The 13,720-nt window shown below is 66.0% G+C and carries 13 protein-coding genes; 1 reads left to right on the forward strand and 12 read right to left on the reverse strand.

All coding sequences use genetic code 11. From position 1 onward, the window contains the following. Positions 1 to 510 precede the first annotated feature (510 nt). Positions 511 to 1,350: a mycofactocin oligosaccharide methyltransferase MftM gene (gene mftM / locus MKW15_RS16980; RefSeq protein ID WP_240860257.1), complete on the forward strand. Its 840-nt coding sequence runs from the start codon at positions 511 to 513 to the stop codon at positions 1,348 to 1,350. A 69-nt stretch (positions 1,351 to 1,419) separates the two neighbouring features. Here the strand turns inward: mftM and MKW15_RS16985 are convergent, their stop codons facing one another. The 12 genes from MKW15_RS16985 to murA form a co-directional block, all read right to left on the reverse strand. After that, a complete protein-coding gene (locus tag MKW15_RS16985; protein ID WP_240860259.1) occupies positions 1,420 to 2,076 on the reverse strand; it encodes a MadR family response regulator transcription factor in 657 nt (218 codons plus the stop codon). After that, on the reverse strand, positions 2,073 to 3,497 hold the full coding sequence (locus tag MKW15_RS16990) for a MadS family sensor histidine kinase (protein ID WP_240860260.1): 1,425 nt from the start codon (positions 3,495 to 3,497) through the stop codon (positions 2,073 to 2,075). Before MKW15_RS16990 ends, MKW15_RS16985 begins: the two co-directional genes overlap by 4 nt. Before the next feature lies 1 nt (position 3,498). After that, complete coding sequence (locus MKW15_RS16995) at positions 3,499 to 4,686, reverse strand: iron-containing alcohol dehydrogenase (protein WP_240860261.1); 1,188 nt, start codon at positions 4,684 to 4,686, stop codon at positions 3,499 to 3,501. 63 nt (positions 4,687 to 4,749) lie between these two features. Further along, a complete protein-coding gene (locus MKW15_RS17000) occupies positions 4,750 to 6,276 on the reverse strand; it encodes a VWA domain-containing protein (protein ID WP_240860262.1) in 1,527 nt (508 codons plus the stop codon). A gap of 20 nt (positions 6,277 to 6,296) precedes the next feature. After that, positions 6,297 to 7,589, reverse strand: a complete 1,293-nt coding sequence (locus MKW15_RS17005) for an AAA family ATPase (protein WP_240860263.1) — start codon at positions 7,587 to 7,589, stop codon at positions 6,297 to 6,299. Between the two features lie 88 nt (positions 7,590 to 7,677). Further along, positions 7,678 to 8,970, reverse strand: coding sequence for an NDMA-dependent methanol dehydrogenase (mdo, locus tag MKW15_RS17010; protein ID WP_240860264.1), 1,293 nt, complete (start codon positions 8,968 to 8,970; stop codon positions 7,678 to 7,680). 190 nt (positions 8,971 to 9,160) lie between these two features. Beyond that, positions 9,161 to 9,931 (reverse strand): energy-coupling factor ABC transporter ATP-binding protein, encoded by a 771-nt coding sequence (locus MKW15_RS17015; RefSeq protein ID WP_240860265.1) that lies wholly within the window; start codon positions 9,929 to 9,931, stop codon positions 9,161 to 9,163. Then, positions 9,928 to 10,704 carry a cobalt ECF transporter T component CbiQ gene (gene cbiQ, locus MKW15_RS17020; RefSeq protein ID WP_240860266.1) on the reverse strand — a complete coding sequence of 259 codons (777 nt, stop codon included), beginning with the start codon at positions 10,702 to 10,704 and terminating at the stop codon, positions 9,928 to 9,930. Before cbiQ ends, MKW15_RS17015 begins: the two co-directional genes overlap by 4 nt. A 1-nt stretch (position 10,705) precedes the next feature. Continuing rightward, positions 10,706 to 11,170 carry a PDGLE domain-containing protein gene (locus MKW15_RS17025; protein WP_240860268.1) on the reverse strand — a complete coding sequence of 155 codons (465 nt, stop codon included), beginning with the start codon at positions 11,168 to 11,170 and terminating at the stop codon, positions 10,706 to 10,708. Then, positions 11,167 to 11,886 carry an energy-coupling factor ABC transporter permease gene (locus MKW15_RS17030; RefSeq protein ID WP_240860270.1) on the reverse strand — a complete coding sequence of 240 codons (720 nt, stop codon included), beginning with the start codon at positions 11,884 to 11,886 and terminating at the stop codon, positions 11,167 to 11,169. The genes MKW15_RS17025 and MKW15_RS17030 overlap by 4 nt, the downstream gene beginning before the upstream one ends. Positions 11,887 to 12,084: 198 nt before the next feature. Continuing rightward, positions 12,085 to 12,414 carry an ArsR/SmtB family transcription factor gene (locus MKW15_RS17035; protein WP_240860272.1) on the reverse strand — a complete coding sequence of 110 codons (330 nt, stop codon included), beginning with the start codon at positions 12,412 to 12,414 and terminating at the stop codon, positions 12,085 to 12,087. A 5-nt stretch (positions 12,415 to 12,419) separates the two neighbouring features. Next, entirely contained in the window at positions 12,420 to 13,694 is a 1,275-nt protein-coding gene (gene murA, locus MKW15_RS17040; protein WP_240860276.1) for a UDP-N-acetylglucosamine 1-carboxyvinyltransferase, read from the reverse strand. Positions 13,695 to 13,720: the final 26 nt, after the last annotated feature.

The raw sequence follows: 13,720 nt of genomic DNA on the forward strand, positions 1-13,720 counted from the left end.
GCACTACCCACATCGGGCGCTCACCTGCGAGCTTTGTTCGTTTTGGAGTAGTTGCCCCGTCTCCGGCGCAACTCTTCCAGCCTACCAGACCCTCTTGCCGGTCCGCAACTCTCGGTCTTGGTTCCGATCGGGAGTGTCTGGCAGTCCCGAGATGGTCGATCGGGGCGCGCGAAGCTACCCTGTTCGATTTCTCGGGGGCGGTCAGTGCAGAACCCGGTTTCCTCTCCCCATCCGCTCCCTCTCGGGAGTCTGTCCGGGGCGGCGCCGTGGCGCGCTGACTTGAAGAAAGTTACTGGGCCGCGTTGTCAGGGTCAAATCGCCTGGTCACGGCGTGCGCCGGTTTCCATTCTCGCTGGTCACGGGGATTTCAACCACCGACCGAACGCAAACATTCCCGCTCGCACGCCGAATTCCATCGATGTGATCTACGCCGCAAACCGTCCTTTTGGACAGTACGCGCGCCTGGACGGCCAGTTATGCGCAGGTCAGCGTGCTTTTAGCGTCTATAGGGTGACCATTGCCCAGCATCTCGAATCGGTTCGTACGGTTTCTGTGCGTCATTGCCGGTCTGTGCCGGCAGGTTTTCGGCGGTGCGGCGATCTCGGCTGGCGGATCGGCCCGGTGTCGGTCGACATCGTTCATCCCTTCGATGGCGGGTCGATCTCGGATTCGGCCATGGTCGGCAGTCTCGTCGGCCTCGTCGACGCGGGTGTCATCGCAGGTCAAAGGCAGTTCGAGGACGCCGCCGTGCAGATGATCCGTTCGGCCGCGAGCACCGAGGCTGGGTCCTGGGCAGCGTTCTACGACAATTCGATCACCGAGCTCCGCGACGGTGGGTCACCGTTCGGTCCGGTTCATGCGCGCGCGCGGTCGCTGGTCGTCGGCGACAGTCTGCTCGAGGTCGGTTCCTGTTTTGGCTTCCTCGCACTCCAGTGCGCGGAGGACGGCTTCGAGGTCAGTGCCTGCGACATCTCCCCTGGCGCCGTCGAGCACTTGCGTGCGGCGGCTCGGCGCAGGCAAACGCCGCTTCGCGCGGTGGTCGGTGACGCCACCGACCTACCGTTCGACACCGATGCGGTCGACACCGTCACCCTCATCCACCTGCTCGAACACCTTGACGAGCAAGCAACGGTCCGGGCTCTGACGGAGGCTCTACGGGTAGCCCGACGCCGCGTCGTCGTCGCGGTGCCCTTCGAGGAACATCCCAGCGAACATTTCGGCCACCTGATCCAACTCACGCTCGACGACCTCGCAGCTTGGGCCGGCCAGGTTGAGCACGACGGGGTCGAGTTGTTCACCCACCTCGGTGGATGGATGGTCCTCACTCCCGTCGCAAGACGATCCGTGTGAAGTTGAGTCCGGAATCCGGGCCCAACTTCACACGGATGAGTGGACATTCCTCGGGCCACCCGACTGCGTTCAGATCAATCCACGCTTGCTCGCGATGTACACGGCGTCGGTGCGCTTGGAGACGCCGAGTTTGCGGATGATGTTGCGGATGTGGAACTTGACGGTCGACTCCGAGATGAAGAGTGTCTGCCCGATCTTCTTGTTGGACAACCCATCTGCCAGCAACCGCAGCACTTCGCGTTCGCGCTCGGTCAGTGCCTCCGGTCCCGCACCATCACCGGAGACGCTACGCAGCACGATGGCCGCGCTCCGCGGATCGAAGGCGCTGCCACCTCCGGAGACGGCCTGAATCGCCCGCACCAGCTCGGTGGTGTCGACGTCCTTCACGACGTACCCGCGCGCGCCCGCACGAACCGCGCGGACGACGAGATCGTCGTCGAGGAAGGTGGTCAGCACCAGTGTCGCGACGTCGGGATGTCGACCGGCGATCTCGGTGATCAGGCGCAACCCCTCGTATTCGGTTCCCGCGGTGAGCTTGAGATCCACCACCACCACATCGGGGCGGCACCGTTGCACCTCGGCAAGTGCCCCGTCGTAGGAGCCGGCCTCCCCGACCACCGAGATCGCCGACTCGCGGTCGAGCAGCGACCGAATCCCCTCTCGTAGCAGTGCGTGATCGTCCACGAGCATCGTTCGGATCGCCGTGGTGTCTGCCGGACTGTTCATCGGATGACCTCCTGCTCGGATGGCGTGGCCCTGCCACGACGTGACTCGACCGCCGGAATCGTGACGACGATGCGCACACCACCCAGTCGCGAACGACGAATCCGCAGTTCACCGCCCAACTCGTCCGCACGCGCGGCCATGTTCGCCAACCCGCGGTGGCGCCCGGCCAGGTCTCCCAGCGTCGCGGCGCGCAGAACCCGTCGTAGGTGACCGGGATCGCCGACCCCGTCGTCGTCGACGGCCAGCTGCACGGCGTCGTCGAGATAGGTCAGGTCGACGCGGGCCGTGTTCGCCTCGGAATGGACCGCGGTGTTGAACAGCGCCTCGCCCGCGATCCTGAGCACGGCGTGCTGGATGTCATCGGGCAGGTCACGAATCCGACCGGTCACCCGAACCTGTGTTTCGAGTTCCTTCGGAAGATGCATCGAACACAGTTCGTCGAGTACCTCGCCAAGACTCAGTCCCTCCACCGACGGGGCCTGGTTCAGCGCATAGATCACCGAACGCAGTTGTTCCACGGCATTTCGGGTGAGACGTCCGGCGACCTCCAGTCGGTCTGCGGTTTTCGGATCGGATTCCATCCGGCAGACCTCGATGTGCACCCCGGCCGAGAGCACCGACTGTGTCACCGAGTCGTGCAGTTCGCGAGCGATCCGCTCGCGCTCCTCGGTCACCAGCCGCTGACGCATCACGGCGGAGAGTTCGCGCTGCGTGCGCTGCAGCTCGGTGTTGCGTACCGCGAGGTCGGCGGCCTGCGCCGTCGCCTGGGCGAACGCCTGCTCGGCGCGCGCCAGCTGATGCCGGCTCTCCTCGAGCAGCGCCGCATTGAGCAGCGCGACGGCCGCCTGCCGCGCGAGAATGCGGAGCACCACCGGATCGGCGGAATCGACGACCTTGTGCTCGGGCGTCCACGCCGACAACCCGCCGACCACCCGGCCGTCGAGATGCAGCGGGACGTGCACGTGATGGTCGTCGACCATCGGCCGCTTCAGTCGAGTCATCTGGTTGCGCAAGATGTCGTTGAGCCGGTTGAGCACCTCGTCGGGCAGATGACTCGGCGTGCGTGCGACATGCACGCCCTCGAATGCGTAGATCGTGCCGTCGCGACCCATCATCAGGTGGCGCGGCCCGGTGCGGTCGAGTTCGCCGTCACACAGCGCGAACACCACCCACTCGGCGTCCAGATGCTCTTGTACTGCGCGCACCACCGACAACACGAGTGTCTCCGGCCCCTCACCGGTCTGGACGAGCGCGCGGGAGATGCGGTCGAGCGCCTCGACCACCCTGGTGAGTCGTTGCTCCACACCGCGGTACTGCGCGTAGTGCGATCCTTTGACCGAGTGCAGGCCCAGCAGGGATTCCAGGCGCGAGGCCTCCTCGTCGGGAGCTCCGTCGTCGGCGAGTCGACCCTGCACTGCCATCTCAGAGGGCCTCGCGATACATGCCCAATATCTCGTCGGGTGTGGGTTGACGCGGGTTGGTGGTCATACAGGCGTCGACCATCGCATTGGCGGTCAGCACCGGCAAGTGCTCGCCGAGCACGCCGACCGCCCGCAGGGTACGCGGAAGTCCCACCGAATATGACAGTCGCGCAACTGCATCCGCGAATCGCTCGGCGACCGCATGAGGCGACCCAGAATCGTCGACGCCGACAGCTCGAGCGAGGTCCACATAGGGCCGCGGATCGGCTGCGGCATTGAAGCGGATGACGTGCGGCAACAACACCGAGTTGATCGCGCCGTGCGGGGCGTCGCACAGGCCGCCCACCGGATGACTCATCGCGTGCGTGGCACCGAGGATCGCATTGGTGAACGCCATCCCGGCCTCGAGAGAGGCGTAGGCCATGTTGGTGCCCGCGACGGTGTCGGACGGGTCGCCGACGAATCGTTCGATGCTCCGCCACGCGGTCGCGATCGACGACAACGCCGCGCCGTCGGTGAGTCGACTGTGGGCAACCGAGGCGTAGGCCTCGATGCAGTGGGTGATGGCGTCCATCCCCGATTGGGCTGCGACCTCCGGGGGCAGCGTCGCCAGGGTGCGTGGGTCGATCACCGCCACGTCGGGCACCAGCCCGCGCCCGATGATGGTCACCTTGGTCATGCGGTCGACATCGTTGACGATGCAGAACTGCGAGACGTCGGAGCCGCTGCCCGCCGTGGTTGGGGCGGCGATCAGCGGTGGAAGCGGCGATGTCGCCTTGTCGATGCCCTCGTATTGGAGGATGTGCCCGCCATTGGCCGCGAGAATCGCGACGCCTTTCGCGGCATCGATCACCGACCCGCCTCCGAGCGCCACGATGCCGTCGCAGCGCCGGAAATCGTAATGCTCGAGGGCGGCGCTGATCTCGGGCGCGCGCGGGTTGGGCGACACCTCGCTGAACGACGACACCGACAGGCCCTCGGAGCGCAGTGACGCAGCCAGCTCCGGATACCAGGGGGTGGCCACGATGCCGCGGTCGGACACGATCATCAAGCGCTGCACACCCAGGCCGCGGGCCGCCCCGGCGATCTCGGCGAGCGCTCCGGAACCCACGATGATCTCGGGTGTATGGAACTTGGCGACACGCAGGTCTGACCGCGTCAACTCCTCACCATCGACCTTCGCCTGCACGCACTCTCACCCGTTCGCTCCCGGTCCCCGCCGTATCCGCGATCCTACGCGGCGTGATCGGCGTCACGCGCCGTATGCATCGACAGAGACCTGCTCGAGTTCGGCGAGGTCGTGCACCACGTGGACGCGGTCGCAATAGGTCGCATACGCGGGCAGATCACAGGAACCGAGCCCCCAGGAATAGGCGGCCTCCGGAGTGATCCAGATCGTCTCGCGGGCACGACGCGAAATCTCCTCGAACGCCTCGAAATTGGGGTCGCGACCATTGTTGCGTCCGTCGCCGAGAACGATCACCGTCGTGCGGCGGGTGACGGCGCCCCCGTACTCCTCCAGGAACTTCCCGAGGGCCAGCCCGTAATCGGAGTCGGCGTCGGTGTCGAGGACGCCCCCCGCCTGCAGTCCTGACACCACCAGGGACAGGGCCTCCTCGGGCTGGTGTTCGGCGAACAGGTCGGTGATCTCCACCAGGTCGGCGACAAAGGCGAACGACCGCACATGCGCGACCATCGACTGCAGACCGTGCACGAGCTGCAACGTGAACCGGGCGGCGGTTCGGACCGACAGCGAGACATCGGCCAGGATCAGCAGACTGGGCCGATCCTCCACCTTGGCCACCGTGATCGGCCGGAACGGCACACCGTCGTAGCGCAGGTTGGCCCGCATCGTGCGAGCGGCGTCCACGGTCCCGCGGGCGGCCAGTTTCCGACGCGCCCGGGGTGCCCCGTGCAGACTGCGGATCAGACGCCGGATCGAATCCTCCAGACTGGCCCGCTCGTGTTCGTGGATGAGGTCGCGGACCTCCGCCTTGACCTCACGCTCCTCGATCTGATGGTCGGTGGCCATGAGCTGTTCGAGGTGGTCGCGGAGCTTTTCGGGCAGCCCGTCGAGCAGTCCGGCCAGCGCGCTGCGCAGCGCCGCGAGTTCCTCGGCGTCGGGCTGCGGTCCCGACGCCGCGTCCGGATCGTCGAGCCACGTCAGCAACGCCATCTCCTGCGCCACCGAGAGTTCGACGTCGAGTTGGGTTCGGTTGTCGGTGACCAGATCTCCGGGCCGGCCCGGGTTGGCCAGACGCGACACGGTCAGCTGGACCCGAGCGGCGGCCTCGGCGTTGGGCACCTCGTCGGAGGACAGCACGATCTCGTCGGTGAGCGAGGCCATGTCGAGCCGGTTGGCCTCCTGGTGAAGGTTGTACTGCTCGGCCAGGTCCTCCGGGTCGAAGTACTCCTTCAGATTCGACGGCGGTCCGTGGCTGTGGCCCTGCTGCGGTGTCTCGCTGATCTCATCGGACAGGCTGTACTCGGTGAGTTCGCCGGAGTCCGACAGGTCATCGTGGGTGTGCGAGTGGCCGTGTGCATCAGCGTTCTCGAGTACCGGACGCAACGCGAAGAAGCGGTCGAAGACATCGTGAAAGGTGGCCTCGTCCCGGCGGTCCTTGACCAGACACACCTCGAGGGCCGATCGCAGGAGTTCGCGGTCGGCGAGGATCTCCGCTGTCGCGGTTGCCGACATCGCATCCATCGCCTCCGACACCCCGATGCGGATGCCGTGCAGGCGCAGCAGACGGACGAAGCGGTGAATGGCGGCTTCCATGCGCTGGACTCCCGTCCCGCTCAGAAGGGCCGCTTGCGCGCACCGCCGCCGCGCGACTTGAACGAGCGATCACCCTGGCCCGGGCTGATGGTCCGGGTACCTGCGTCGCTCTTGGCTCCGGGCGAGCCGTAGTAGTCCGAACCATGCCGTCCGGGAACATCTTTGGCGGCGCGCTTGGCCTGTCCGCTGTGGTCGCTCTGGTCCTTGCCGTGATCGTGATCTCCATGGTCGTGGTCGCCGTGGTCGTGACTGTGCTCGCCATGAGAGTGACTGTGCCCGTGCCCATGTGAATGACCGTGGGAATGCAGGTGTTCGGGCACCTCGGCGTTGGGATCGACGAGCTTCGGCAGGGCGTCGATGGCACGGGCGAGATCCCGGTCGTACTTGACGACCACGTTCGCGGTCTGCGCCAGCACGTCCGCGGTGAGTTCGTCGGCCCCGAGTACTGCGAGGGTGCGCGCCCAGTCGATCGCCTCGGAAATGCTGGGCGCCTTGCGAAGATCGAGGTCGCGCAGACCGCGCACGATCTCGACCAGCTTGGCCGACAACGTGTCCGAGAGTCCGGTGTTCTTGGACTTGATGATCTCCAGTTCGCGCGCGGAATCCGGGTAGTCCAGCGACAGGTGCAGGCAGCGTCGCTTCAAGGCGGCCGACAGATCGCGAGTGTTGTTGGAGGTCAACACGATCATCGGTTGGTGGGTGGCGACAAAGGTTCCGATCTCGGGTACCGACACCTGATACTCGGCGAGGAGTTCGAGGAGAACTGCCTCGAGCGCCTCGTCGGCGCGGTCCACCTCGTCGACGAGCAGGACCACGGGATGGTCGGCGCGTACCGCCTCCAGCAGCGGCCGGGGCGCGAGGAAGCGTTCGGAGAAGAAGACGCTCTCCTCGGCGCCGATGCGGTCGACCGCTTCCGACAGCGTCGACGCGTCCGCCACGACCTGACTGATCTTCTCGCGTAAGACCTGGGTGTAGAGCAGCTGCTTTCCGTAGTCCCACTCGTACAGGGCCGTGGTCTCGTCCTGCCCCTCGTAGCACTGCAGACGCAGCAGTTCCCGACCGGTGACCTCAGCCAGTGTCTTGGCCAGCTGCGTCTTGCCGACGCCCGCGGGTCCTTCGAGCAGGATCGGCTTGCCGAGCTTGTGCTGCAGGAACACCGTGGTGGCCAACCGCTGATCCGCGAGATAGCCTGCCGCAGCGAACTTCTCGACAACGTCGGCCACGTCGACAAACTCTGCCGTGCCATCGCCGACAGCCTCATCTGGCGCTGGGCCGGAACCGGCGGACGAGTCGGAAACGATCTGCACGGACATCGGTGTCTCCTTGCGGGGGTTGGTGTTACGAAAGAATGGTGTGGCCGGCGCCTCGGGGGCAGGACGCCGGCCACGCCCAACTGCTGACCTACGTCAGCAGGTCATCGAGGTCGCCGTTGAACGCGTGGTCGACGACCGGTCGGACCGTCTCGAAGGTGCACTCCTTCGGGTTGCCCGGGGTGCAGGCGTCGCCGAGGACGTGATTGGTGATCGCATCGATCGACTCCGGCGCACCCGAGATCTCCTTGCGGTTCTCGTAGAACTTGGTGGGGCCCTGGCCCAATCGGTTCTTGATGTGCGAATCCTGGTTGACGTCGGTGAACTTCTCCGGGATACCCACATCGCGCAGCAGCCGGATGGCGGCGTTGAGTGCCTGATCCGCAGCCTGCACCTTGGTCATGCCGTGGGTGTCGACGCCCATCGCCTCGGCCATGTCGGCGAACCGCTCGTAGCACACGGGCATGTTGAACGCCCACACACGCGGCAGTGCGATGGCGTTGTTCAGACCGTGGTGGGTGTCGTAGAACGCCGACACCGCGTGGCTGATCGAGTGGATGATGCCCAGGCCACCCGAGTTGAAGGCCTGTGCCGCAATGTATTGCGCGTACATCATGCCCTCGCGGCCGGACAGCTCGGTCGGGTTCCAGGTCGCCTCGCGCAGGTGCTGGGCAGTCATCTTGACCGCGTGCAGCGCGTTGCCCATCGACGGCGGGAAGTTCAGTCGTGACACGTACGGCTCGGAGGCGTGTGCGAGAACGTCGAATCCGCACTGGGCGGTGAAGGCCACCGGGCAGTCGTAGTACAGAACCGGGTCGTCGATCGCCAGGGTGGTCACCGAGGCATCGTCGAAGGCCACGTACTTGTGCGGCTTGTCGGGGTCGGTGGTGGTGTCGGTGATGACATACGCCCACGAGGTCTCCGAACCCGTTCCGGCAGTGGTGGATACGGCGATGTGCGGCGGATTCTTGGGGTTCTCGCTCTTGTTGAATCCCTCGAATTCGTTGATGTTGCGCCCATCGTGGGCCACCGAGATACGAGCGCCCTTGCAGGCGTCGTGCGCCGAGCCGCCGCCGATGGAGATGAACGAATCACACTTCTCCGAGTTGTACAGCGACACCGCGTCCATCACGTTGTAGTCCTTGGGATTGGACTCGACCTGATCGAACAGGACGACCTCGAGACCGTGGTATTTGCACGACTCGACGATCTTGTGGACGGTGTCGCTTCCCCGCAGACCCGTGGTCATGACGAGGGTTTTCTTGAAGCCCAGTTTGAGTGCCTCGGGCCCGATCATCTCGTGAGCGCCGGGGCCCATCATCGCCCGCGGGAACGGGTGAAACTCCTTGATGGGAAACGGTTTGAGTAATTCGTCAACCTGCATGATGCTGTCCTCCCGCGAGCTGGGGCGCACGCGTGTCGTCGCTGATCTAGTGGGGCATCGGCGACGTTACGCGCGTCACATCCGGGTCCGACACCTCCCGAGAAGCAAACCGTCCTTTACGCCTGCGACGCTCCTCCTGGGAGCAGTTCCACACCTGACCGTTCGGAGAGGTGTCAGGCTGGCCGAACGGTCAGCCGCCGGCCCGGGCGGCGCGCGCCGCCGAGAGACTGTGTGCGTTGAATCCCCAGGGCAATTCGAGCCGGTGGGCCGCGAGGAGTCCCTCGTCGGCGAGAACGTCGTCGATGGCACCGTCGGCGACGATCCGGCCGGCATCCACGATGACGGCTCGGTCGCAGAGTTGAGCAGCATAGGGCAGATCGTGGGTCACCACGAGCATCGTCTGATGCAGTCCGAGAAGTGTTTCCGCGAGTTGTCGCCGGGCCACCGGATCAAGATTGGCGGAAGGCTCGTCGAGCACGAGAATATCTGGGCGACAGGCCAATACCGTGGCGAGCGCCCCGCGGCGCCGCTGTCCCCCGGACAGATGGTGCGGACTGCGGCGCGCGTGCTCTCTCATCGACACCGCGTCGAGCGCCTGGTCGACCACGTCGGCGAGCTCGTCACCCTTCACACCGAAGTTGGCCGGCCCGAAGGCGACGTCCTCGATGAGCGTCGGCATGAAGAGTTGGTCGTCGGGGTCCTGGAACACCAGTCCCACTTGGCACCGGATCTCGCGAATCGTCTTGGCACTCACGGTGACACCGTTGATCACGACCGAGCCCAGGGTCGGCGACAGTACTCCGTTGAGCTGCAGCATCAGCGTGGTCTTGCCTGCACCGTTGGGTCCGAGCAGCGCGACTCGCTCACCCGGCGCAATCGTGAGGTCGACGCCGGCAAGTGCCACGCGTCCATCCGGATACGTGAAATGCAGGTTCGAGACCTCGATCGCGGGCCCGGTCATCGCAGGCTCCACGCCGCTGCTGCGACCATGACCGCCGCGGCCGCGGGCATGACCACTACGAGCCACTGTGCACGGGTGGCTCTCGTCGCTGTCGCCACACCCGGCATCTCCGGGATGACCCCGGTGAAGCCGCGCGACATCATCGCGAGATGAACCCGCTCGCCGCGCTCGTAGGACCGCAGGAACATCGACCCCACGCCCTTGGCGATCGCACCCGCCTGGTGGATCATCCGCGGCGAATCGCCTCGGGCCAGGCGCGCCACCTGCATGCGTCGAACCTCCGCCGACAGCACATCGATGTAACGCAACATCATCACGATCACCGGAGTGATGGTGGCAGGCACTCCGAGCCGACTCAGCGCAAGCGGTAATTCTCGGGCAGGCGTGGTGGCGGCGAAGGTCAGCGAGGCCGCCACGCCCAGAGTGCCTTTGATGACGATGCCCCACGCGGCGTACAAGCCGGCGAGCGACATCGACAGCCCGGCGATCTCGACTCGCTGTCCGCCCTCGGCAAAGGGCAACAGAACGGCGAGCACCACGAACGGCGCCTCGATCAGCATCCGCGGCGCGATCCACCGCACCGGCACGTCGGCCAGTCGCCACACCACGAACACAATGATCGCGAAACCCGCGTACGGCCAGAACATCTCACGCGGCGTCGCCACCACGGCGAACACGAAGACGACCAGGCAGACCAGCTTCACCTCCACCGGCGCCCGATGAACACACGATCGGCCCTCCCGGTAGAGCGGATGAGCGTGGCCCGCACCCACGTCAGATGCCCGATTCAGTTCGGCGTGGCCCGGGCGAGCGAAGCGACGGGGAATTGCAACCGGGCGAGCGAAGCGACGGGGAATTGCAACCGGGCGAGCGAAGACGAATCAGCCAGAACAGGCCGCCGGCCACCGCCAGCGTGACAAGCACGCCGATGATCCCGGCGAGACCGTTGGAGTCACCGATTCCCTTGACCGAGTAGTCGGCCAGCGGCGAGGACGCCATCGCGTGATCGGTGGCGTGCTGCGCTATGCAGTTGCCCTTCAACTGTTCTACGCCGTCGACCATCACCGTCTCGCAACCACGCTGCGTTGCGGAGTCCAGGCCGTCCGGCGACGAACTCGCGAAGTACGAGATGACGCCCGCGACGAGCAGGGCGACCGCACCGAAACCGATGAGGAAGTAGCGCAACCGGATCTTGGGCCCGGTCGCAGACGGGGTCTGCTGACTGTTCGTGACACTCATGCCGCGACTCCAACCGGGTTCGTGACGTCGACCGGCCTGTGTCGCAACAGATAGACCAGGTCCGGCCGTGCCCGAGCCACTGCCACCACGGTTACCGCGGTGATGAGTCCCTCGCCGACACCGATCAGCACGTGTGTGCCCCACATGTAGGTGGCGACGGTGCCGAGCGAGGTGGTCGCAGCGCCGCCGATCGCATACTCGATGACGAATCCCGTTGCAGCACAGACGGTTCCACACAGCGCCGCAATGAAGGAGATCACCCCGAGCGGGCCGAGTGACCGCCCACGCCGCCCGGACAGCCGCAGGAGTCCGATAGCGACGAGATAGCCCACAAAGGTCGAGATCAACGCCATGTTGGTGATGTTGGCGCCCAGCGCGCTCACCCCACCGTCGGCGAACAGCAATGCCTGCACGACGAGGACGATCGCGACGCAGAGGGCTCCGGTGAAGGGGCCCACAAGGATCGCGGCCAGCGCTCCGCCGAGGAGGTGCCCGCTCACCCCCGGCAGGATCGGGAAATTGATCATCTGGACCGCGAAGATGAAGGCTGCCACCAGCCCGGCCATCGGAACGGTCTTCTCGTCCAGGTCGGTGCGGGCCCGCCATGCGCAGAGCGCCAGGCCGGCGATCGCTATCGCCACGAACATCGCGGAGACCGGCGCGTTGATGATGCCATCGCTCATGTGCATGGCGACGGTGGTGGTTGTCGAGGACATGGAAAAACGGTAGGACCACCCACAACATCTGTCCACTTATTCAGATGATTGAGCAGACAGACTATCCGTTCGGGCAGGGCCCGCCCTGTCCTGCGGTGCGCCGAGCGCCCACTCGAGCGGTCACTCGTGACGGCATCCTTCAACGGTCACTCGTGACGGCATCCTTCAACGGTCACTCGTGACGGCATCCTTCAACGGTCACTCGTGACCGGCGCCCATCCAGTGCAGCAATTCGTGCACGGTCTCGTCGTCCAGCCGATAACTCACCGAGCGTCCCACCCGGGTCGAGGTCACCCAGCCCTGGTGCCGCAGAACCCGAAGCGCTTGCGACACCGCCGTTTCGGTCCGACCGACGGCCGTGGCGATGTCACCCACGAAGATGCCCGGCTGCCGGTGCAGCACGATCAGGATCTCGAGTCGGTGCGGATCGGAGAGGAGGTCGAATCGTCGGGTCCACTCGGTGACGTCGACCTCGTGCGGACGGTCGGCGGCATCAGCGTGCGCGTAAGAGTGGTCGGCGCCGTCCACCCGATTCAGCTCCCTGCTCGGTCGGTGTCGGTGACGCGCTCGATCTGGGCACCGAGTCCACGCAGGATCTCCACGAAGTGCGGATACCCACGATCGATGTGTTCGACGTCGTGCACCTCGGTGACGCCGTCTGCCACCAGGCCGGCCAGAACGAGCCCCGCGCCGGCCCGGATGTCCGAACACCAGACGGGGGCACTCGACAGCTGCTCGATGCCGCGGATCACCGCGTGATGCCCGTCGGTGCGTGCGTCGGCGCCGAGTCGGACCATCTCTTCGACGAAACGGAAACGGGCCTCGAAGACGTTCTCGGTGATCACCGACATCCCGTCGGCGATCGTGGCCAGCCCGATCGCCATCGGCTGAAGGTCGGTCGGAAAGCCCGGGAACGGAAGCGTGGACACGTTGACGGCGGTGGGACGCGCGTCGTGTCGGACGCGGAAGCCGTCGCTGGAGGTGTCCACCTGCGCGCCGGCGTCGACCAGCTTGTTCAGGACCAGCTGCAGATGCTCGGGCCGCACACCGTGCACGGAGACGTCGCCGCGGGTCATGGCCGCGGCGATGCCCCAGGTTGCGCCCACGATCCGATCGCCGACGACGCGGTGGGTGGTCGGATGCAGGCGGTCGACGCCGCGCACCACGAGGGTCGAGGTGCCCGCACCCTCGATCTGTGCCCCCATCTGCTGCAGCATCTCGCACAGGTCGACGATCTCCGGTTCGCGTGCTGCGTTGTCGATCGTGGTCTCGCCCTCGGCGAGGACGGCGGCCATCAGGATGTTCTCGGTGGCACCCACCGACGGGAACTCGAGCGCGATCGGAGCTCCGATCAGGGCATCGGCCTCGGCAACCACACACCCGTGCTCGATCGAACTGTGCGCACCCAACGCACGCAGTCCCGACTGATGCATGTCGAGCGGTCGCGATCCGATCGCGTCGCCACCGGGCAGCGCGACGACGGCCCGGTGACAGCGAGCCATCAGCGGTCCCAGCACGCACACCGAGGCGCGGAACTGTCGGACCGCGTCGAAGTCGGCGTGATACTTCGGCTCCGCGGGCGCGGTGATCGATACGGTGTCCCCATCCTGGGAAACCACGGCACCCAATCCGCGGAGTACGTCGGCCATCAACGGCACGTCGGCGATCTCCGGCGAATTGGTCAGCACCGTGGTGCCTTCGGCCAGCAGGGCGGCCGCCATCAGTTTGAGGACGCTGTTCTTGGCGCCACCCACCGACACCTCGCCCGCCAACCGGACTCCGCCGGTGACCAGAAAACGATCACTCACGCCTGCCACCTTATCGGCCGCGCATC

It is taken from the genome of Gordonia gummivorans, from assembly GCF_022513585.1.
Taxonomy (GTDB): domain Bacteria; phylum Actinomycetota; class Actinomycetes; order Mycobacteriales; family Mycobacteriaceae; genus Gordonia.